Genomic DNA, 19,760 nt, shown 5'->3' on the forward strand with positions numbered 1-19,760 from the left:
TCGGCGGCATCGTCGCCGCGGTCTCGACCGCGGCCGAGCAGCTGGAGGCCGCGGCCCGGACCCTGAGCGCCACCGCCGCCGAGACCTCCGCCCTGAGCGGGGCGGCGGCCCAGGCCTCGTCCCGGACCGCCCTGTCCGCCGACGGCATCGCCGCCGCCACCGAGGAGCTCTCCGCCTCGATCCGCGAGATCGGCACCCAGGTCACCGCCGCGGCGGGGGGCGCCAGCCTCGCCGAGCAGGACGCCGCCCGCACCGCCGCCGAGGTGGAACGGCTCGCCCAGGCGGCCGGCGGCATCGGCCGGATCGTCGGGCTGATCTCGCAGATCGCCGGCCAGACCAACCTGCTCGCGCTCAACGCCACGATCGAGGCCGCCCGGGCCGGCGAGGCGGGGCGCGGCTTCGCCGTGGTCGCGGCGGAGGTGAAGGACCTCGCCGGCCAGACCGCGCGGGCGACCGAGGAGATCGCCGGCCGCGTGGCCGAGATTACCGCCTCGGGCGAGGCCTCGGTCTCCGGCATCACCGGCATCACCCGCACGATCCGGGATCTGTCGCGCATCTCCGGCGACATCGCCGCGGCGGTCGAGGAGCAGGGCGCGGCCACCGCCGAGATCGCCCGCACCACCGTCGAGACGTCGCACGGCACCCGCACGGTCTCGGACACGGTCGCCGGGGTGGCGAGCGCCGCCATCGGCGCCAGCGCCGGCTCGGCCCAGGTGCTCGGCGCGGCGAGCGACCTCGCCCGTCAGGCCGCCGCCCTGCGCCACGAGGTCGGCGGCTTCCTGGCCCAGGTGCGGGCGGCGTGAGGGCCGTCCCGTCGGATCCCGGGCCGGGCGGGGCTCACAGCACCGCGTAGCCCGCGAAGCCGACGAACAGCCCCGCATGCGCCTCGTCGAGCGCGGCGGCGATCATCAGGAGCACGACGAGGACCAGGGCGGTCCCGGTGAGGAGGCGGGCGAGGGCCGCCGCATGGCCGCGGGCGGCGTGGATCGCCAGACAGCCCAGCGCGAACAGGAGCAACTGCACCGCGGGCGTGGAGAGAAGCGTCATCCTGAACCTCTCGGGATGGGGGCCGCCCGCCTCGGACGGCCGCGGACGCGGGGTCCGAATCGCTCCGAGGGGGTCGGTCCGTTGCCCATTGGATAGACGAGCACGAAAGTCCAAAAAATCCTCACTGCCGCGCCGCGCCCTCGGGGGTCGCGTTCTGCGCGGCGGTGACCTCGCCCCCGGAGCGCGGCGTGACCGTGAGGTTCTGGCGCATGCTCTGGAGATGGTCGACCACCACCCTCGTGTCGGGCTTGAGGCCCTTCACCACCTCGGTGGTCTCGCCGTAGGCGTCGCCCGTCTCGATCGGGGTCATGTGCACCTTGTTCGTGTCGTCCACGGTCCAGACGACCTGCTGGTCGAGTTGGGCCGAGAGAGCGATCGTTGGCACGAGCAGGCGCTCCTGGCGGCCGACCTCGATGCGGGCGCGCACGAAGCGCCCCGGCAGGTAGCGCTCGTCCCCGTTCTCGAGATGGGCCTGGATCAGGCGCCGCCCGGTGCGGGGATCGAAGCGGTTGTCGAGCCGGTAGATCGTGGCCTCCCGGACGGGCTCGCGCCGCACGTCGAGGAGCTGGACCTTGGTGCGCTTCTCGGCGAGGGCGACCCGCACGGCCTCGGCATCCTCGGAGGAGAGCGCCATCTGCACGTCGATCGGGTTCACCTGGACCACGGAGACGAGCTTGGTCTGGTTCTCGATCACCATGTCGCCGACATTGGCGAGCGACAGGGAGGAGCGCCCGTCGAAGGGCGCGCGGATCACCGCGTAGTCGAGGTTCAACTTCTCGCGGGCGATGGCGGCCTCGGCCTCGTTGAGCTTGGCGTTGGCGGTGGCGAGGTTCGACTGGTTCTGCTGGGCGCGCTGCTCGGTGGCGAAGCCCTTGTCGGCGAGCTGCTCGGTGCGGTTCACCTCGGCCTGGGCGAAGTCGAGGGTGGCCTTGGCCTGGTCGCGGAGCGCGGTGGCCGATTGCAGCGCCACCTCGAAGGGGCGCGGATCGATGCGGAACAGCACCTGTCCCTTCTTGACGGGGCCGCCGGGCTCGAAGGCGCGCTCCACCACGATGCCGGTGACCCGGGCCTGGAGCTCCGCGTCGCGGGGCGAGATGATCGTGCCGGTGTATTCGAAGGCCACCGGAACGTCCCCCCGGGTCGCCCGCACGGTCTTCACCGCCAGCGGCGGGTCCTCCTTCGCCTTGGGCCCGGCCCGCTGGGAGACCTTGAGGTGGTGGGCGAGGAAGCCCGGGATCGGATGGCCCATCCCCCACCACGCCCCGCCGGCGATCCCCATCGTCCCGATGACGAGGCCGGTGATGACGAAGCCGACGCCTGACCGCACGAACACCGCTCCCGAAACCGCCGCCCGGTCCCGGCCCGGCCGGGCGTGACCGTGACGCACGGGAGGGAACACGCTTCCCGACAAGACGTTGCACGCGGGCCCTTCACGGCCTCGTAGATTTACCGGAGACGGCCCGGCCCATGTTCGCCACGTTCGTCGACCGGCCGATCCTCGCCGGGGTGATCTCGGTCATCATCACGACGATCGGCATCGTGGCGGGGCTGACGCTGCCGGTGGCGCAATATCCGGAGATAGCCCCCCCGGTCATCAACGTCCAGGCGACCTATCCGGGCGCGTCGGCCCAGCAGGCCTACGAGTCGATCGCGATTCCCCTGGAGCAGGAGATCAACGGGGCGCCCGCGCTCATCTACATCCAGTCGACCTCGTCGGGCGACGGCAGCGTCTCGATCGACGCCACCTTCGAGGTCGGCTCGAACCTCGACGCGGCCGCCGCCGAAGTGCTGACCCGGGCGAGCCGGGCCGAGGCCAAGCTGCCGGAGGCGGTGCGCGACCAGGGCCTGGAGATCCAGAAATCCTCGCGCCAGCGCCTCGGCAACGTCGTGCTCTACGCCGACGAGGGCACCGGCTTCGACGAGCTGTTCCTCGCGAACTACGCCGAGACGCAGGTCATCAAGCCCCTGCGCCGGGTCACCGGCATGGGCCGCATCCTGAACTTCTCGAACATGCGCTACGCCATGCGGATCTGGCTCGATCCGGCCAAGATGGAGGCGCTCGGCATGGCGACCGAGACCGTCCTCAAGGCGATCGAGGCGCAGAACGCGCAGGTGACCACGGGCTCCCTCGGCAAGCTGCCGATGGGCCGGGCCACGCCCTTCGAGGTGCAGCTCGTCACCAAGGGCCGCCTCGTCAAGCCGGAGGAGTTCGGCAACATCGTCCTGCGGGCCAATGCCGACGGCTCGGTGGTGAGGGTCTCCGATGTCGGCTCGGTCGAGCTCGGCTCCGAGCAATACGGCGTCACCTCGAACTTCGACGGCAAGCAGGCAGCGACGCTCGGCATCTTCCAGAACCCCGACGCCAACGCCGTCGAGGTGATGAACGGGACGCGCGAGACCATGGCGGACCTCGCCAAGCGCTTCCCCCCGGGACTGCACTACGCGATCGCCCTCGACTCCACCGAGTTCGTCAAGGAGGCGATCTACGAGGTGGTGCGCACGCTGGTCGAGGCGATCCTGATCGTCACGGTCGTCACCTACCTCTTCCTCCAGAACTGGCGCGCGACCCTCATCCCGACCATCGCGGTGCCGGTGGCGCTGATCGGCACCTTCGGGCCGATGGCCCTGCTCGGCTTCTCCTTCAACACCCTGAGCCTGCTCGGCCTCGTCCTGGCGGTGGGACTCGTGGTGGACGACGCCATCATCGTGGTCGAGAACACCGAGCGGCTCATGGCCGAGGGCATGGAGCCCAAGCCTGCCGCCCGGGCGGCGGTCGACGAGGTCGGCGGGCCGGTCATCGCCACGACCCTGGTGCTCGCCGCGCTGTTCGTGCCGGTGGCCTTCATCCCGGGGCTGACCGGCCAGCTCTACAACCAGTTCGCGCTGACCATCGCGATCTCGGTGATGATCTCGGCGGTGGTCTCGCTGACCCTGACGCCGGCGCTCTGCGGGATGCTGCTGCGCCCGCACGATGCGGATGCGCGCCGCCCCTGGTGGCAGCGCCCGCTCGACTGGTTCAACACGGCGCTGGACCGCGCCGCCGGCTTCGTCGTCGCCACGATCGGCTGGCTCGCCCGCCACGTGGCGCTGACGCTCGCCGTGTTCGCGCTGTTGGCTGGCGCCACCGTCGTGCTCGTGATGCAGCGCCCGACCGGCTTCGTGCCGGACGAGGACCAGGGCTACCTCTATGCCGAGGTCGCGATGCCCCTCGGGGCCTCGGTGCAGCGGACCGAGGCGATGAATGCCCGCTTCGGCGCGGCGTTGCGCGCCCGCGACGACGTCGACCACACGATCGGGGTGTCCGGGCGCTCCTTCCTCGCCGACACGGTGGCCCCGTTCTACGGCTTCAACATCCCGGTCATGAAGCCCTGGGACGCCCGCACGACCACGGTCGACGACCTGATCCGCGACATGGAGGAGCGCTTCAAGCACGATCCCGACGGGCAGGTGCGCATCGCCAACCCCTCGCCGCTCCCGGGCCTCGGCACCCGCGGCGGCCTGACCCTGGAGATCCAGGACCGCTCGGGCAATGGCGGCCTCGGGCTCGCGAAGACCTCGGCGGAGTTCATCGAGCGGATCAAGGCGCTGCCCGGCGTCAGCGGCGCGACGCCGACCACCGAATGGGGCGTGCCGCAGCTGCGCCTCGACATCGACCGGGCCAAGGCCGAGCAGCTCGGCGTGCCGGTGGCACGATTGTTCGAGGCGCTCGGCACCTATGTGGGATCGAGCTTCGTCAACCTCTTCAACCGCTTCGGCTTCGTCTACCAGGTCTATGTCCAGAGCGAGGCCTCGGGCCGGCGCCTCTACCAGGACCTCGAGGCGCTCACCGTGCTGAACGGGGAGGGGCAGCCGGTGCGGCTCGGCTCGCTGGTCCAGGCCAAGTTCACCACGGGGCCGACGGCGGTCCTGTCCTACAACACCTATCCGGCGATCGAGGTGGCGATCACCATCGACCCGTCCTCCTCCTCCGGCACGATCATCGAGGCGGTCGAGGGCCTCTCCGCCGAATTGCCGCGCAACTTCTCGATCGAGTGGACCGAGATCGCCTACCAGGAGAAGATCGCCGGCGGCTACGCGCCGATCATCTTCGGGCTCGGCGTGTTCATGATCTTCTGCTTCCTGGCCGGGCAGTACGAGAGCGTGCGCCTGCCGCTCGTCATCCTGCTCGCGACCCCGCTCGCCATCTTCGGCGCGGTCGGCGCCCTGGCCTTGCGGGACATGCCGCTCGACGTGTTCGGGCAGATCGGCCTGCTGCTGCTGGTCGGCCTGGCGGCCAAGAACTCGATCCTGCTCGTCTCCTTCGCGGAGGAGCTGCGCGCGAAGGGCGAGGACGCCCTCGCCGCCGCCCAGCACGCCACCCGCCTGCGGATGCGCCCGATCCTGATGACCTCCTTCGCCTTCATCCTCGGCTCGGTCCCGCTCGCCATCGCCAGCGGCGCCGGGGCCAATGCCCGGCTCTCCATGGGCACGGTGGTGATCGGCGGCCTCCTGGTGGCCACCATCCTGACCCTGTTCGTGACGCCGGTCTTCTACGTCGCCGCCGAGCGGCTGCGGGGGGAGGCGCCCGAGGGGGGCAAGGCGCCGTCCACGAAGCCGTCCGAGACGGCGCCCAATTTACCGAAGGGCGAGGCCGGGGAGGGGCGGGGGGCACCGGCGGCCTGAGGCGGCGGGCGCCAGCGGCCCGGCGCGGGACGCGATCCCCGCGCCCGCCGGCCCTCCGCGCCTCCGCCCTTAACCCCGCAGGCGGGGCGAGGGCGATCCCGGGCGTCGGGTCTCTCCCACGAACGCCCGCGGCTCCGCCGGGCCTGCCGGGGAAACCGGCGCCGAACGGGCGTTCGTGGGAGGCACTCCTACGCCGGGTCCGCCTCCTCGCGCACCCGATCCCGCTCCTCCCGGGCCAGCGCCGCCGTGAGCGGCTTCGGTCGGAAGCGAACGCCCGCGGGCAGGACGCCCGGCTCCGGCTCCGGCTGGGCCGAGACGGCGACGAGGCCGGGGTGAGGGGCGTGGGTTTCGGCAACGGTTTGGGCGAGAGTTTCGGCAAGCGTGCGCACGAGGCCGAAGCGTCCGTCCGGATCCGGCAGGTCGGCGGCGATCACGAGGCGGATGCCCGGGTGGCGCTCGATCTGGAGCAGGGCGGTCGGCCCGCTCCAGGCCTCCAGCACCTCGAACCCGGCCTCCGTCAGCCGGTCCGCCGTCACGATGCGCAGGTCCGTCTCCGCCTCGACGACCAGGGCGAGCGGCCGGGTGCCGTCGCGCGGGGCAGGGGGCGCGGTCTGATCCATCGGGGTTCCTGGGCCGGGTTCCTGGGCCAATTTCTCCGACAAGCGGCGAAGCGCCGGATCGTTGCCCTCCCCTCCCGGGAAATCCGGTCGCACCCCGCCGCTTTCGCCCCGCGCGGCGAAAGCGGCGGGGTGCGCTCGGCGGCGCGTCACCCGCGGCGGGCCGCCTCGATGGCCGCGACATCGATCTTGCTCATGGTCATCATGGCCGTGAAGGCGCGCTGCGCTTCCGCGCCGCCGGCCGAGAGCGCAGCGGTGAGCGCCCGCGGGATGATCTGCCAGGAGATGCCCCAGCGGTCCTTGCACCAGCCGCAGGCGCTCGCCTGCCCGCCATGGCCGACGACGGCGTTCCAGAGGCGGTCGGTCTCCGCCTGATCGTCCGTGGCGATCTGGAACGAGAAGGCCTCGCTGTGCCGGAAGGCGGGTCCGCCGTTCAGGCCGATGCAGGGGATGCCGGCCACGGTGAACGCCACCGTCAGCACGTCGCCCGCCTTCCCCGACGGGTAATCGGCCGCCGCCCGGTGGACGGTCCCCATCGCGCTGTCGGGAAAGGTCTCGGCATAGAACCGGGCGGCGGCCTCGGCGTCCCGCTCGTACCAGAGGCAGATCGTGTTCTTGGGCACGCGTTTCTCGGCGACCATGGCGGCTCCTCCTTCGCGGCGACCTTCGACCGGGCCGCGCCCTCGCGGGGCGGCCGCGGCCCGCGGGTCATCCCGAGGCTCATCCAAGCATCCGGCGGGTGGCCTGGAAAGGGCAGGGGCGGGCATCCGCCGGTCGCCGCGGCCATGGCGGCGTCGCGATCCGCGCGGCCGGCCGGCGGGTTGGTCCGCTCGTTCGACCGTGACGGTTCGGATGCTCGGCGACGGTCGGCGGGGGAGGGTCGTGCCGCCTCCCACGTCCCGAAACATCAGTCCTTCTCCAGCAGGCCCGACAGCGGCGCGGTGATGCGGCAGACCACGCCGTCCGGGGCATAGACGGTCCGGGTCTCGCCGCCGACCGCCCCCGACAGCCCGCGCTCGATCAGGCGGGAGCCGAAGCCCTTTCGCGTGGGTTCAGAGACCGGGGGGCCGCCGCGCTCGGTCCAGGTCAGGCGCACCCGCCGCTCGGAGCCGGGGGCGTCCTCGATCGTCCAGTCCACGCCGACGCGCCCGCCGGGCACGGAGAAGGCGCCGTACTTGGCGGCGTTGGTGGCGAGTTCGTGGATCATCAGCGAGAGCGACAGCGCGGCCTTCGGGCCGAGTTCGATCACCGGACCCGACAGGCGGATGCGGTCCGGCTCGCCGTCGTCGTGGATGGCGAGCGCCCCGGCCAGCACCGCCTCGAGCTCCGCCCCCTCGCCCTCCCCCGAGAGCAGGATGTCGTGCGCCTTGCCGAGGGCGACGAGGCGGGCCACCAGCGCGTCCTTGACCGAGCCGACATCGGACACGTTGCGCAGGGTCTGCGAGGCGATGGCCTGGGCCATGGTCAGGGTGTTCTTGAGGCGGTGGCTCAGCTCGCGGTTGAGGACGCGCTGCTGCTCCTCCGCCTGCAGGCGGCCGAGCGCCGCCCAGACCCGGTCGGCCACGTCGCGCACGAAGGCGACCTCGCCGGGCTCCCACAGGCGGGGCTCGGCCGCGTGGACGAACAGGAGGCCGACCAGCGCGCCCCGGCGCAGCGTCGGCACCTTGATCTGGGCGCGGACCCCGATGCCGGCATAGAGGGCCATGTCGGGCGCGAAGCCGGGATCGGCCATCACATCCGGCGCGACCAGGACCTCGCCGCGCCGCAGCCGGTCGAGCGTGGCGGGGAACAGCGCGAGGGGGGCGATGGAGGCGAGGCTCGCGACGGTCCCGTCGGTCCAGTCGCGCTCGATCCGGAAGCGGCCCCCACCGCCCTCGGCCGTGGCGTAGCCCGCCCGCGACACGCCCAGGGTGCGCCCCAGGATCTCGGCGGCGATGCCGGAGAGTTCGGCGGTGTCGGTCGCGTCCCGCAGCCGGTCGCCGAGGGCGATCAGGGCCCGCTGACGCGCCTCGACCCGCTTCTCCCCCGTGATGTCCTCGATCATCGCCGTGATCTGGATCGCGTCGCCGCTCACCTGGGAGACGAGGTTGACCCGGCCCCAGATCAGGCGCCCGTCCTTGCGGCGGTAGCGCTTCTCCAGGGTCTCGCGCATGATCTCGCCCGCGGCGAGGCGCCGGTGCAGCCGGTCGCGCTCCTCGGCATCCTCCTCCGGCGTCCATTTGGCGACCGATTGGCCGACGACGTCGGATTCCTCGGCACCCCAGATCGCGCAGAGCTTGGCGTTGACCTGCAGGGCGATCAGGCTGCGCGGGTCGATCTGGACGATGCCGACATTGGCCCCCTCGAACACCGCCCGGAGCTGGGCGGCGACCCGGTTGCGCTCGGTCAAATCGAGCATGGCGCCGATCATGCGCAGGGGCTCGCCACCGGGCCCGCGCACCATCGAGCCCCGGTCGAACACCTCGGCATAGGTGCCGTCGGCGCGGCGGAAGCGGTATTCGTGGCGCCAGTCGCGGCCCGTGCCGCCGATGACGGCGTGGATGTCGGCCTCGACCCGGGCCCGGTCGTCGGGATGGACCTGGGCGAGCCACCAGCCACCGGTCGGCTCGACCTCGGCCGGCGCCCAGCCATAGGCGTCCGCCAGCGCCTCGTTCCACAGGACGTGGTCGGTGACGAGGTCCCAGTCCCAGATCGCGTCGTTGGTGGCCCGGGTGGCGAGCCGCAGCCGCTCCTCGGTGGCGCGGAGCGCGTCCTGCGCCGTGCGCTCGGCCGTCACGTCGCGCACCGCGCCGACGAAGCGGATCGCTTCGCCGCCCTCGACCACGAGGGCGCCCCGGGCGGCGACGCGATGGAGGAGGCGGCCGTCGCGGGCGACCGTGCGGTACTCGCAGTCGAGCCGGCCAGGCCCGGCGGGATCGAGGGCGGCCTGCACCGCGGCCTCGATCCGCCCCCGGTCCTCCGGGTGGAGGCCGGGCAGGAAGGTGTCGGCGTAGCTCACGGGCTGGTCCGGCCCGATCCCGAACAGGGCGCGGGTGCGCCCGTCCCAGCTCAGCACCCCGGTCACGAGGTCGTAGTCGAAGATGCCGATGCCGGTCGCCTCCACGGCGAGCCGCAGGCGCAGCGCGCTCTGGGCGAGCGCCGCGGCCTCCCCCCGGCGCTCCGCCACCGCCCGCCGCAACTCGAGCTGCGCCATCACCGTGCGGGCGAGCGCCGTCAGCCCTGACCGCTGCGCCGGGCTCAGCCCCTCGGGCCGGACCTTGGTGTCGAGCACGCACAGGGCCCCGATCGCCGTACCCTCGGGCGTCACCAGCGGCGCGCCCGCGTAGAAGCGCAGCGCGGGCGGACCGGTGACGAGGGGGTTGGCGCGGGTGCGCGGGTCGGCGGTCAGGTCGGGGACGACGAGGAGGTCGCGCAGGCCCAGCGTGTGCCGGCAGATCGAGCGGTCGAGCCCGGTCTCGGTGGGGGTGAAGCCGAGCCGCGCCTTGAACCATTGCCGGTCGTCGGTGACGAGGCTGACCAGGGCGGTGGGCGCCGCGCAGAGCCCGGTGGCGAGGGCGACCACGTCGTCGAAATCCGGCTCGGGCGCCGTGTCGAGGATGCCGTAGCGCGCGAGCGCGGCGAGCCTTGCCTCGGTCGCGTCGGGGTCAGTCGGTCGGCGCATCGACGCAAGCGGTCTCGTGGGCGGTCATGACCGTTCTCGTGTCGGACCGCGCCCGGGCACCGTTGTGCCGGACACTGCGCCTCGCTTGGGCCCGCCCAGATGGGGGTTCATCGGGGCGTTCACGGTTCGAGCCTCTGCTCTAAGCGGGCGGCTCGATCGCGACAAGCCGCCCGGTCGGGCTGTAGACCGCACCCAGCACCGTCTGGAAATGGCGCCGGACGCAGGCGTGGCACTCGCAGGCCACCGCCTCCGCGTCCCCGCGGTTCAGGATGGTGATGCGCCCGCGCCCGACCTCGATCAGGCCCTGCTGCTGCAGCATCCGCAGGATCCGGGTCAGATAGGTGCGCTGCACGCCGAGCATCGCCGCGAGCGTCTCCTGGGTGATCGGCAGGACGGGGCTCTCCAGCCGGTCCTGCAGGGTCAGGAGCCAGCGCAGGCAGCGCTCCTCGATCGGGTGCAGGGCGTTGCAGGCGACCGATTGCAGCACCTGGGCGAGCAGGCAGTCGGAGTAGCGGGTGAACAGGTCGCGCAAGGATTCCGAGCGGCGCTTGGCCTCCTGGAGGCGGGCCGAATCCATCCGCAGGACCGGGCCGGGGAGCTGGACCAGGGCATGGGTCGAGGCCGGGAGGCCGCCGTTGCTGACGACGCCGCCCACCGCGCCCTCGCGGCCGATCGTGGCGGTCTCGGCGCTGCGCCCGTCGATCATCGAGATCACGAGGGTCACGACCGTCTGCTCGAGGGGGAAGCTGATGAAGTCCACCTCGCGGCCCGCGGCGAACAGGGTCGCCCCGCGCCCGTAATCGATCCGCTCCGTATGGGGCAGCAGCAGGGCCCGGTCCTCGGGACGCAGGGATCGCAAGAGCAGATTGCCTTCGAAGCAGCGCTCTGAGGCCGAAGGCATATCGTGGCTCGGATTCGTCGGGTCGATCGTGGGGCTCGTAGCCCAGGCATTCACGCAGCGTCTGTCTACAAGTAGACAGAACCCGTGCCGGCCCCGAAATAATTCGGGCGAGGCGTGCCACGACCCAGGCTTGGCAGATGCCAGGCCCGCCTGACGACAACCTATGTTCTGGACAAGCCTTGGCGCCCGCGCCCGGGTCGGGGCGCGACGCCGGCGCTTACTTCGCGCTGCAGAGGCCCCGCGTCGCAAGATCGCGATGATCGCGCGGGTCGCAATCGGTGGCGAGGAAGGAGGCCCATTCCTTCGGGCTGCCGTAGAAGGCGTTCCGGTCCACGTCGCCGCGCACGCCGGGCACGCGTCCCGTCGAGGTGAACTGCCAGAGCATCCACTTGCGGTTGGCGTAGCGCTGCTCCGGCTCGGCCGCGGTGGAGCGGACCCAGTGGGGATAATCGGGCAGCTCGTCCTCGAGCACGTCCTTGTGGAAGGTGATGTCGGTGTAGATGATCGGCCGCTTGCCGGTGTAGCGCTCCATCTCCTCCAGCATGTAGCGCGTCATGGCGAGCGCCTGGGCCTTGGGCAGCTTCTTCGGGCACTTGGCCGAGTGGCCGTTCCATTCGACGTCGAGCACCGGGGGCAGGGCGGTCGGGTCGTTGGGCACGTTCTGCTTGAACCACGCCATCTGGTCCTCGGCCGAACGGCACCAGAACACGAAATGGTAGGCGCCCCGCGGCACGCCCGCGCGCCCGGCCCCCTCCCAGTTCTCGCGGAAGCGCTCGTCGACGTGGTCGCCGCCCTCGGTCGCCTTGATGAAGGCGAACTGCGTCCCCGCTCCCTTGACCGAGGCCCAGTCGATCGGGCCCTGCCACTTCGAGATGTCGATGCCCTGGATCGGATGGTGCTTGGCCTTCGCCACGCCGGGATGGGGCTTCACGTCGCCCTTGGTGGGGTAGAAGTCGCTCTGCGAGGCGCAGGCGGCGAGCCCCGAGAGCAGGGCGGCGGCGAGCCCCCGCTTCAGCCAGGCGCCCGACGACGACCTCGGCGCGCGCCGTGAAAGATACCCGGTGTCCTGCGACATCGACGGCCCGCCACTTCCCGCGTGCAAATTCATTGGGTATTCGATGCCCTCCGGGCGGTTAACAGAGCTTTGCCACCTTTGCGGCGGATTTCCGGAAGGCGTGACCGCGCCGACACATAGCGCCCGGCGACCGCCGACGGAGGCGCCTGCTAATTCCCTCCGATTCTTCAACTTTCGGCGGCGTGTCCCATGGGTAACACTCTGTTCACCATCGGCTACGAAGGCCTCGCCCCGGAGCGCTTGCACGCCGCCCTGCGGGAGGCCGGCGTGGCCGTCCTCGCCGACGTGCGGGCGGTGGCCAATTCGCGCAAGCGCGGCTTCTCGAAGACCGCGCTCAAGGCCGGGCTGGCCGAGGCGGACCTCGGCTACGAGCACTTTCGCAGCCTCGGCACCCCGAAATCCGGCCGCAAGGCGGCCCGCGCCCACGATGCCGGGCTGATGCGCAGGATCTATTGCGAGGAGGTGCTCGACACCGCCGACGGGGGGCTCGCCCTCGACGGCCTCGCGGCGCTCGCCGCCCGCGCGCCGACCTGCCTGCTCTGCTTCGAGCGCGACCCCGCCCGCTGCCACCGCCGGGTGCTGGCCGAGCGCTTGGCGGACCGTGGCTTCGCGACGGTCGATCTCTACGGTGATTTCCTATGATGCCACGGATCGCCGGCTCATGTGAAAGTGACCCTGACCGCGCCCGAACTTGATTGCACGGGAATAAAACCGAATAGAGCCCGTCCGGTCTCCGCACGATGGCAAGCCTTCTTCGAACAGAAGGCTCGTCTCAGGCATGTTCGTCCCCGATGCGCATTGCCTCCAAGGTCTCTACGAGGGGCATGGAGGTCGGCCGGTCCATGCACAGGCCGGGCCCCGACCACCGCCGATGGCCTTGAGACAGGCCGCCTCGCATCCTCGCGCCCCCCCGCGGATCGCGGTCTCGATCACGCGAAAAACGTCACCGCATCAATCGCGGCGCCCCGAGCCGCGGCTGCACGCCCTCGCGCATGACGAGGCGGCGCAGCGGGGCGATCGAGGAGAGGACGACGAGGCCCAGGCCCCGGAGCGCGTCGACCGGGACGAGGTCGGTGAGCAGCGAGCGGTTGAGCATGTCGACCGCGGCGCCGCGCAGGCGGGCGTCGAGGCTGCGGCCCCGGCCGAAACCCGCCAGCGCGGCGGCGGCGCCCGGATCGCGCCCGGCCTCGCGGGCGGCGAGGACCGCGTCGCGTAAGGAGGCGGCGTCGCGCAGGCCCAGATTCAGCCCCTGCGCTCCGATCGGCGGGAAGACGTGGGCGGCCTCGCCGATCAGCGCGAGCCGCTCGCCCACCGGGCTCGCCACCGAGAGCCCGCGCATCGGCACGAGGCCGCGGGGGCCGTCGATCCGCATGGCGCCGAGCATCGAGCGGGCCTGATGCTCGACCGCGGCGGCCAGGGCGGCATCGTCGAGGCCGGACAGACGCTTGGCCGCCCGCTCGCCCGTCACCCAGACGAGGCTGGAGCGCTGCCCGCCCGGCAGCGGCACCAGGGTGAACGGACCGTTGCGGGTGTGGAACTCGGTGGAGACGTCGCGGTGGGGCCGCTCGTGGGCGAGCAGCGTCGTCAGCGCCGCCTGCGGGTAGGACCATTCCCGGGTGCGCAGGCCGGCGGCCTTCCGCAGGGGCGAGCGCCCCCCATCGGCGCCGACGACGAGGCCGGCTTCGAGGGAACGCCCGTCCTGCAAGGTGAGGACGGCGTGTCCGTCCCCCACGCGCATCCCGGTCGAATCCGCCTCGAACAGGGTCAGGCCCGGCGTCGTGCGGGCCTGCCCGCGCAGGGTTTCGACGAGGCGGGCGCTCTCGACGTTCCAGCCGAAGGCCTCAAGGCCGATCTCGGCGGCCGAGAACCGGGCCGGGGGCGGACGGAACAGGCTGCCGGTGTCGTCGACGAGGTGGAGTTCGGCGAGCGGCGCCGCGTGCGGGGCGATCTCGGGCCAGGTGCCGAGGGCCGCGAGCAGCCGCACCGAGCCGTCGAGCAGCGCCACGGTGCGCCCGTCGGCGACGGGGGCGTGACGCCCGACCAGGGCGGTCGCCACGCCGTCGCGGGCGAGGGCGATGGCCGCCGCGAGGCCCGCGGCTCCGGCGCCGACCACCGCGACCTCGAAGCGGGGCAGGGCGGCGGGGGAGGGCGTCTGGATCGGAACCGTCACGACGGAAGGGGCTCCTCGGGGGCGAAGGTTCTCCGGAGCCGAACCCGCCCTGACGGCATCAGGCCGGCGGCTCCCGATGATGGCGTGGGCGCGTCGTCCCTCGACGAACCGGCGGACGGCCCTCGAGACGGCGCGCGGCGGCCCGAACGCGCGGGGCCCGCTGGTCTCCTACAGAGGTTCCGGCCGGGCCGGGTCAAGGGCCGCAGGACAGGGCAGACGATCGATCGCAGGTCCGATGAAACCAAACGCGCCGTGGGGCATTGCCAACCTATGTTTCAAGGCCTGCGCGCTCGCGTCGCAGTCCGGCGAGGCCGACACCCGAGAACACGCGTCAAAGGGGGCGTCCTGTGAAGAAGTTCATCTCTGCCCGTCCCGAGGCCGGTGCCTCGGGCTTCGGCTCCCAGTACGATCCCGTGCTCGCAGGGGTCGCCCAGGGCCTCGCCCGCCTGTTCCCGCCCCTCGACGGCACGCGTCCGGCCTCGCCCGGTCGCCCGGCCGAGGCCGATGACGGGTCCGCGGCCACCGCCCAGGCGGGCGGGGCCACGGAGGCCGGGGCGCGGGGATGAACAGAGAACCGATGCGGGCGGATCTGATCGACCAGCACATCGCCGCGATGACGACGGCGAGCGACAACCTTCTGCGGCAGATGCGGGACGAGGGGCTGACTTACCGGGTGAGCGTGCATCCCGAGGACACCGGGACGATGCATGTCCGCGTCCGCGCGCTGACGCCGGAGATCGCCGAGCGCATTCGCCGCTGCCTGTCCGGCACCGGCATGCGGGTCGCCGTCGCGGCCGAATAAAAGGCCTTTCTCCGACACCGGGCGGGGTGCCGCGGCGCAGGAAATCACGGCGCCGCGCGGCGACACCGCTTGCCGAGCGCGCCGCGCCGGATATGTCCCGCTGCCGGACGGCCCCGCGCCCGGCGCCCACTTCCACGAGGACGGCGCCCCGCGCGGACCGATGCGGCGGGCGTTGCGCGGGGGGCCCCGCGGGACAGGCGGCGAGGACGGAGAAGCACGATGCCGAAGGCGATCCGGGTGCACGAGTACGGCGGCCCCGAGGCGATGGTCTACGAGGATATCCCGACGCCAGAGCCCGGACCCGGCCAGATCCGCGTCCGCCAGACCGCCATCGGCGTCAACTTCATCGACATCTACTTCCGCTCCGGCCAGTACAAGGCGCCCTCCCTCCCGTTCACCCTCGGCAAGGAGGGGACGGGCGAGGTCGACGCGGTGGGCGAGGGCGTGACCGGTTTCCGGGTCGGCGAGCGCGTCGCCTATGCGGGCGCCGTCGGCACCTATGCCGAGGAGGTCGTGGTGGCGGCCCAGGGCGTCGTCCACCTGCCCGACGCCATCGCCGACGAGACCGCCGCCGCGATGATGCTCAAGGGCCTCACCGCCCAGTACCTGCTGCGCCTGACCTACCGGGTGCAGCCCGGCGACACGATCCTGTTCCACGCCGCGGCCGGCGGCGTCGGCCTCATCGCCACGCAATGGGCCAAGCATCTCGGCGCCACCGTGATCGGCACCGTCGGCACGCCGGAGAAGGCGGAGCTCGCGAAGGCGCATGGCTGCGACCACGTGATCCTCTACCGTGACGAGGACTTCGCCGCCCGTGTGAAGGAGATCACGGGGGGCAAGGGCGTGCCGGTCGTCTATGACGGCGTCGGCAAGGCGACCTTCCCGGCCTCCCTCGACTGTCTCGCCCCCCGCGGGGTCTTCGCGAGCTTCGGCTCGGCCTCCGGCCCGATCGAGGCCTTCGACATCGGCATCCTGGCCGCCAAGGGCTCGCTCTACGCCACCCGCCCCACCCTCTTCACCCACATCGCGACCCGCGAGAGCCTCGACGCCAACGCCGCCGAGCTGTTCGAGGTGGTGGCGAGCGGCGCGGTGCGGATTCCGATCCATACCCGGGCGCGGCTCGCCGACGTGGCCCAGGTGCACCGGGATCTCGCTGCGCGGCAGACGACCGGATCGACGGTGATGACCCCGTGATCCGCCGATCACCGGATCACGGGATGCCGGGCTCTGCCCGGGCCCGCCGCGGGACAGGTCCCTCGGAACCCGGGATTCCGGCGTGAGGCGCGACGCCACCGACGTTCTGCTCGTCGTCGACGTGCAGAACGATTTCCTGCCCGGAGGGGCGCTCGCGGTGCCCGAGGGCGACGCCGTGATCGGGCCGATCAACCGGCTGGCCGCCGCCCTCCCGCAGGTGGTGCTGACCCAGGACTGGCACCCGCCCGGCCACGCCTCCTTCGCCTCGCGCCATCCGGGCCGGCGGCCGTTCGAGACCGTGGCGATGCCCTACGGCGCGCAGGTGCTATGGCCGGACCATTGCGTGCAGGGCACGCCCGGCGCCGCGTTCGCCCCCGGCCTCCGGGCGGACGGGGCCGGCCTCGTGATCCGCAAGGGGATCCACCCGGGGGTCGACAGCTACTCCGCCTTCCTCGAGGCCGACCGGCTCACCCGCACCGGACTTGCCGGCGCCCTCGCCGAGCGGGGCCTGACCCGCCTGTTCGTGACCGGCCTCGCCACCGATTACTGCGTTCTCTGGACCGCCCTCGACGCCCGCGCCGCCGGGTTCGACGTCGTCGTGGTGGAGGACGCCGTGCGCGGCATCGACCGCGACGGCACGGCCCGCGCCTGGGACGCGATGGAGCGGGCCGGTGTCCGGCGGGTCATGAGCGCCGATCTCGGCTGACCCGGGATGCCGGGATCAGGGCGTCCCCGGATCGCGGCGTCCCAGGATCAGGGCGTCCCAGGATCAGGGATCGAGCGCCCCGGGCTCGACCCCGCAATCCGCCGCGACCGCCTCGCGCAAGGCGGCATGGAGCCGCCGCACGGTCGCGTGGCCGGCACTGTCGTAAGCGGTGGCGCCGAGCGCCGCGACGGGGGCGATCAGGCGCAGGGAATTGGTGACGAACATTGCCTCGGCCCAGCCGAGTTCGGAGGGCAGGAGAGGGCGCTCCTCGACGGTCACACCGAGCGCGGGCGCGATCGTCGAAACGATCGCACCGCGGATGATGCCGGGCAGCACGCCCTCCCCGGGGGGCGGCGTCACGATCACCGCCCCGAACACCGCGAACAGATTGCCGGTGCCGGCGCAGGCCACCCGCCCCTTCGTGTTGAGGAACAGGGCCTCGTCGAAGCCGGCCGCCCGCGCCGCGCGGGCGGCGAGCACCGCGTCGAGATAACCCAGCGTCTTGAGGCGGGCGGCGGGGGAGGTCTCGTTGCGGGCGATCTCCGTCGGCAGGAGCCGCAAGGGAGCGCCGAACAGGCCGGCCTTGGCCGGGGCGGCGCTCGCGAACAGGAACGGCGCGGGCTCCGCGGGCGGAGCGAGGCCGCGGGGACCGGCGCCCCGGGTCAGCGTGGTGCGGATCGCCGCCAGCGGCAGGGCGCCGGCCAAGGCCCCCATCGCCGCGCGGATGCGCTCCGGCTCGGCGGGAATGCCGAGGCTGGCGGCGGCGGCGGCGAGGCGCGCGACATGAGCCGCCTCGAAGGCGACGCGGCCGCCCACGGCGAGCGCCGTGTCGAACAACCCGTCGCCCAGGAGCAGCCCGCGGTCGCCCATGTCGAAGGGGAGCGTGCCGCCCTCGACGAGGCGCCCGTCAGACCACAGCATCGGCCACCTGCGTCCGCGCGGTGGCCCGCCACGCGCGGGCGCCCTTCAGGAAATTCGCGAACAGGGCGTGGCCGTTCTCGGTCAGCACCGATTCCGGGTGGAACTGGATGCCCCAGGTCGGGTGCGTCCGGTGCGAGAGGGCCATCACCTCGCCTTCGGACGAGACGGCATCGACCGTCAGCTGGCGCTCCATTTCCGGGGTCGGCGCCACGATCAGCGAGTGGTAGCGCCCGACCTGCATCGGCTGCGGCAGGCCGGAGAACAGCCCCGTGCCGCCGTGCTGGATCGGCGTGGCGTGGCCGTGCAGCGGGCGCCCCGCCCGCTCGACCCGGCCGCCGAAGGCCGCGCCGATCGCCTGATGGCCGAGGCAGACGCCGAGGATCGGCACCGCGCCGGACAGCTCGCGGATCGCCGGCAGGCTGACGCCGGCCTCCGCCGGGGTGCAGGGCCCGGGCGAGATCACCACGGCCTCCGGGTTCAGGGCGCGGATGCCGGCGACGTCCAGCGCATCGTTGCGGACGACCTCGACGGTCTCGCCGAGCTCCTCGAAATAGCGCACGACGTTGAAGACGAAGGAATCGTAATTGTCGACGACGAGGATCACGGGGCCTCCTCGAACGCGGCGAAGACCCGGGCGGCCTTGGTCAGCGTCTCCTCGTATTCGGCGGCCGGATCGGACAGGAGCGTCACGCCCCCGCCCGCCTGGAGCACCGCCTGCCGGCCGTCCATGACCACGGTGCGGATCGCGATCGAGGTGTCGAGGGAGCCGTCGAAGCCGATCGCCCCGATCGCCCCGCAATAGAGCTCGCGCGCGTCGCCCTCGATCTCGGTGATGATGTCCATGGCCCTGAGCTTCGGCGCCCCGGTGATCGAGCCGCCCGGGAAGGTCTTCTCGATGAGGTCGAGGGCGTCCATGCCCTCGCGGAGCGTGCCCGTCACCACCGAGACGAGATGGTGGATGCCGGCATAGGATTCCAGCCCGCACAGGACCGGCACCCGGACGCTGCCCGGGGCGCAGACCCGCGACAGGTCGTTGCGCAGGAGGTCCACGATCATGATGTTCTCGGCCCGCTCCTTGGGGTTGCGGGCGAGCGCGGCGGCGATCTCGGCGTCGCGGGCGGGGTCGGCGTCGCGGCGCACCGTGCCCTTGATCGGCCGGGTCTCGACCTCGCGGCCCTGCACCCGCAGGAAGCGCTCCGGCGAGGAGGAGGCGACCGTCACGCCGTTGAGGTCGAGATAGGCCCCGAAGGTCGCCGGATTGGTCGCGCGCAGCCGCCGGTAGAACGCGAACGGATCGAAGCCCGGCGGCAGATCGGCGGCGAAGCGCTGGGCGATGTTGGCCTGATAGATGTCGCCCGCGCGGATGTAGCTCCGGACCTTTTCGACAGCGATCTCATAGGCGTCCCGGGAGAAGTTCGAGCGCCATGCGAGCGTGACCGGCGCCTGCTCCGGCAGCGGCTCGGCCGGGGCGGCGAGCAGGGCCGCGAAGGCGTCGAGCCGTTCCTCCGCCCGGGCCCGCCGGGCCTGCGGGTCGGTCTCCGGGAAGCCCGTGGCGATCAGCCGGCCGGTGCCGCGGCCGTGATCCACGGCGAGCAGCGTGTCGTAGAGGTTGAAGGCGATGTCGTCGGTCATCCCGGCCCGGCGCGCCGGCGGATCGACCCGCTCCAGGCTCGCCCCGAGATCGTAGGCGAAATAGCCGATCGCCGCCCCGGGAAAGGCGGGCAGCCCGGGCGCGGGGGCGAGGCGGTAGGGCGCGAGGCAGGCCCGCAGGGCGGCGAGCGGCGGGCCAGGCACCGTCCGCCCGTCCAGGCTGGCGCGGCCGTCGCGATAGCGAAACCGCCCGAACGGGTCGGCGGCGAGCACCGAGACCCGCCCCAGCGTGTCGTGGAGCATGGCGCTGTCGAGGAAGGCGAGTCCGGGCAGCCGGGCGAGGCGGGCGGCCGCCGCGACCGGATCGAGGAAGGGAATCTCGCGGGTCCAGACCATGCTTTTTCGACGTGTTGC

At 72.6% G+C, this 19,760-nt stretch carries 18 protein-coding genes; 7 read left to right on the top strand and 11 right to left on the bottom strand.

What is annotated here, in order from left to right; all coding sequences use genetic code 11:
- A partial coding sequence (locus LW587_RS06345; protein WP_232628747.1) for a methyl-accepting chemotaxis protein occupies positions 1-803 on the top strand: 803 nt, incomplete at its 5' end.
- Between the two features lie 34 nt (positions 804-837).
- Here the strand turns inward: LW587_RS06345 and LW587_RS06350 are convergent.
- Together LW587_RS06350 and LW587_RS06355 are read right to left on the bottom strand one after the other, a co-directional pair.
- Complete coding sequence (locus tag LW587_RS06350) at positions 838-1,047, bottom strand: hypothetical protein (RefSeq protein ID WP_232628748.1); 210 nt, start codon at positions 1,045-1,047, stop codon at positions 838-840.
- A 121-nt stretch (positions 1,048-1,168) separates the two neighbouring features.
- Positions 1,169-2,374: an efflux RND transporter periplasmic adaptor subunit gene (locus tag LW587_RS06355; protein ID WP_232628749.1), complete on the bottom strand. Its 1,206-nt coding sequence runs from the start codon at positions 2,372-2,374 to the stop codon at positions 1,169-1,171.
- A 140-nt stretch (positions 2,375-2,514) separates the two neighbouring features.
- On the opposite strand from LW587_RS06355, the gene LW587_RS06360 reads away from it, so the two are divergent.
- Entirely contained in the window at positions 2,515-5,709 is a 3,195-nt protein-coding gene (locus tag LW587_RS06360; protein ID WP_232628750.1) for an efflux RND transporter permease subunit, read from the top strand.
- Between the two features lie 188 nt (positions 5,710-5,897).
- Here LW587_RS06360 and LW587_RS06365 read toward each other — a convergent pair whose 3' ends face one another.
- The 5 genes from LW587_RS06365 to LW587_RS06385 all read right to left on the bottom strand — a co-directional run bounded on the left by LW587_RS06365 (position 5,898) and on the right by LW587_RS06385 (position 11,963).
- On the bottom strand, positions 5,898-6,329 hold the full coding sequence (locus LW587_RS06365; protein WP_232628751.1) for a response regulator: 432 nt from the start codon (positions 6,327-6,329) through the stop codon (positions 5,898-5,900).
- A 146-nt stretch (positions 6,330-6,475) separates the two neighbouring features.
- Entirely contained in the window at positions 6,476-6,949 is a 474-nt protein-coding gene (locus LW587_RS06370) for a VOC family protein (RefSeq protein WP_232628838.1), read from the bottom strand.
- Positions 6,950-7,233: 284 nt separating this feature from the next.
- A complete protein-coding gene (locus LW587_RS06375; protein WP_232628752.1) occupies positions 7,234-9,987 on the bottom strand; it encodes a PAS domain S-box protein in 2,754 nt (917 codons plus the stop codon).
- A gap of 139 nt (positions 9,988-10,126) precedes the next feature.
- On the bottom strand, positions 10,127-10,888 hold the full coding sequence (locus tag LW587_RS06380) for a Crp/Fnr family transcriptional regulator (protein ID WP_232628753.1): 762 nt from the start codon (positions 10,886-10,888) through the stop codon (positions 10,127-10,129).
- Between the two features lie 217 nt (positions 10,889-11,105).
- Positions 11,106-11,963 (bottom strand): glycoside hydrolase family 25 protein, encoded by an 858-nt coding sequence (locus LW587_RS06385; protein ID WP_232628754.1) that lies wholly within the window; start codon positions 11,961-11,963, stop codon positions 11,106-11,108.
- 189 nt (positions 11,964-12,152) lie between these two features.
- Between LW587_RS06385 and LW587_RS06390 the strand changes: the two genes are divergently transcribed.
- A complete protein-coding gene (locus tag LW587_RS06390) occupies positions 12,153-12,605 on the top strand; it encodes a DUF488 domain-containing protein (RefSeq protein WP_232628755.1) in 453 nt (150 codons plus the stop codon).
- Positions 12,606-12,906: 301 nt separating this feature from the next.
- Here LW587_RS06390 and LW587_RS06395 read toward each other — a convergent pair whose 3' ends face one another.
- The gene (locus LW587_RS06395; protein ID WP_232628756.1) at positions 12,907-14,133 is read right to left on the bottom strand and encodes a UbiH/UbiF family hydroxylase; all 1,227 of its coding nucleotides are present in this window, start codon (positions 14,131-14,133) and stop codon (positions 12,907-12,909) included.
- Between the two features lie 347 nt (positions 14,134-14,480).
- Here LW587_RS06395 and LW587_RS06400 point away from each other — a divergent pair, with 347 nt between their 5' ends.
- The 4 genes from LW587_RS06400 to pncA all read left to right on the top strand — a co-directional run bounded on the left by LW587_RS06400 (position 14,481) and on the right by pncA (position 16,835).
- The gene (locus LW587_RS06400) at positions 14,481-14,699 is read left to right on the top strand and encodes a hypothetical protein (protein ID WP_232628757.1); all 219 of its coding nucleotides are present in this window, start codon (positions 14,481-14,483) and stop codon (positions 14,697-14,699) included.
- Positions 14,700-14,710: 11 nt separating this feature from the next.
- On the top strand, positions 14,711-14,935 hold the full coding sequence (locus tag LW587_RS06405) for a hypothetical protein (protein WP_232628758.1): 225 nt from the start codon (positions 14,711-14,713) through the stop codon (positions 14,933-14,935).
- Positions 14,936-15,154: 219 nt separating this feature from the next.
- Complete coding sequence (locus tag LW587_RS06410) at positions 15,155-16,129, top strand: quinone oxidoreductase family protein (RefSeq protein ID WP_232628759.1); 975 nt, start codon at positions 15,155-15,157, stop codon at positions 16,127-16,129.
- 82 nt (positions 16,130-16,211) lie between these two features.
- Entirely contained in the window at positions 16,212-16,835 is a 624-nt protein-coding gene (gene pncA / locus LW587_RS06415) for a bifunctional nicotinamidase/pyrazinamidase (protein WP_232628760.1), read from the top strand.
- A 63-nt stretch (positions 16,836-16,898) separates the two neighbouring features.
- Here pncA and LW587_RS06420 read toward each other — a convergent pair whose 3' ends face one another.
- The 3 genes from LW587_RS06420 to pabB are packed head-to-tail and all read right to left on the bottom strand — an operon-like array spanning position 16,899 to position 19,742.
- A complete protein-coding gene (locus LW587_RS06420) occupies positions 16,899-17,756 on the bottom strand; it encodes an aminotransferase class IV (RefSeq protein ID WP_232628761.1) in 858 nt (285 codons plus the stop codon).
- Complete coding sequence (locus tag LW587_RS06425; RefSeq protein WP_232628762.1) at positions 17,743-18,360, bottom strand: anthranilate synthase component II; 618 nt, start codon at positions 18,358-18,360, stop codon at positions 17,743-17,745. The genes LW587_RS06420 and LW587_RS06425 overlap by 14 nt, the downstream gene beginning before the upstream one ends.
- Positions 18,357-19,742, bottom strand: coding sequence for an aminodeoxychorismate synthase component I (pabB, locus tag LW587_RS06430; RefSeq protein WP_232628763.1), 1,386 nt, complete (start codon positions 19,740-19,742; stop codon positions 18,357-18,359). The genes LW587_RS06425 and pabB overlap by 4 nt, the downstream gene beginning before the upstream one ends.
- Positions 19,743-19,760: the final 18 nt, after the last annotated feature.

This window comes from Methylobacterium sp. Leaf118, assembly GCF_920984675.1.
Classification (GTDB): domain Bacteria; phylum Pseudomonadota; class Alphaproteobacteria; order Rhizobiales; family Beijerinckiaceae; genus Methylobacterium.

Bases quoted from the DNA above. Each gene is read 5' to 3' on its own strand.
- LW587_RS06350 (WP_232628748.1), bottom strand. From the start codon at position 1,047: ATGACGCTTCTCTCCACGCCCGCGGTGCAGTTGCTCCTGTTCGCGCTG.
- LW587_RS06360 (WP_232628750.1), top strand. From the start codon at position 2,515: ATGTTCGCCACGTTCGTCGACCGGCCGATCCTCGCCGGGGTGATCTCG.
- LW587_RS06365 (WP_232628751.1), bottom strand. From the start codon at position 6,329: ATGGATCAGACCGCGCCCCCTGCCCCGCGCGACGGCACCCGGCCGCTC.
- LW587_RS06375 (WP_232628752.1), bottom strand. From the start codon at position 9,987: ATGCGCCGACCGACTGACCCCGACGCGACCGAGGCAAGGCTCGCCGCG.
- LW587_RS06380 (WP_232628753.1), bottom strand. From the start codon at position 10,888: ATGCCTTCGGCCTCAGAGCGCTGCTTCGAAGGCAATCTGCTCTTGCGA.
- LW587_RS06385 (WP_232628754.1), bottom strand. From the start codon at position 11,963: ATGTCGCAGGACACCGGGTATCTTTCACGGCGCGCGCCGAGGTCGTCG.
- LW587_RS06390 (WP_232628755.1), top strand. From the start codon at position 12,153: ATGGGTAACACTCTGTTCACCATCGGCTACGAAGGCCTCGCCCCGGAG.
- LW587_RS06405 (WP_232628758.1), top strand. From the start codon at position 14,711: ATGCGGGCGGATCTGATCGACCAGCACATCGCCGCGATGACGACGGCG.
- LW587_RS06410 (WP_232628759.1), top strand. From the start codon at position 15,155: ATGCCGAAGGCGATCCGGGTGCACGAGTACGGCGGCCCCGAGGCGATG.
- LW587_RS06420 (WP_232628761.1), bottom strand. From the start codon at position 17,756: ATGCTGTGGTCTGACGGGCGCCTCGTCGAGGGCGGCACGCTCCCCTTC.
- pabB (WP_232628763.1), bottom strand. From the start codon at position 19,742: ATGGTCTGGACCCGCGAGATTCCCTTCCTCGATCCGGTCGCGGCGGCC.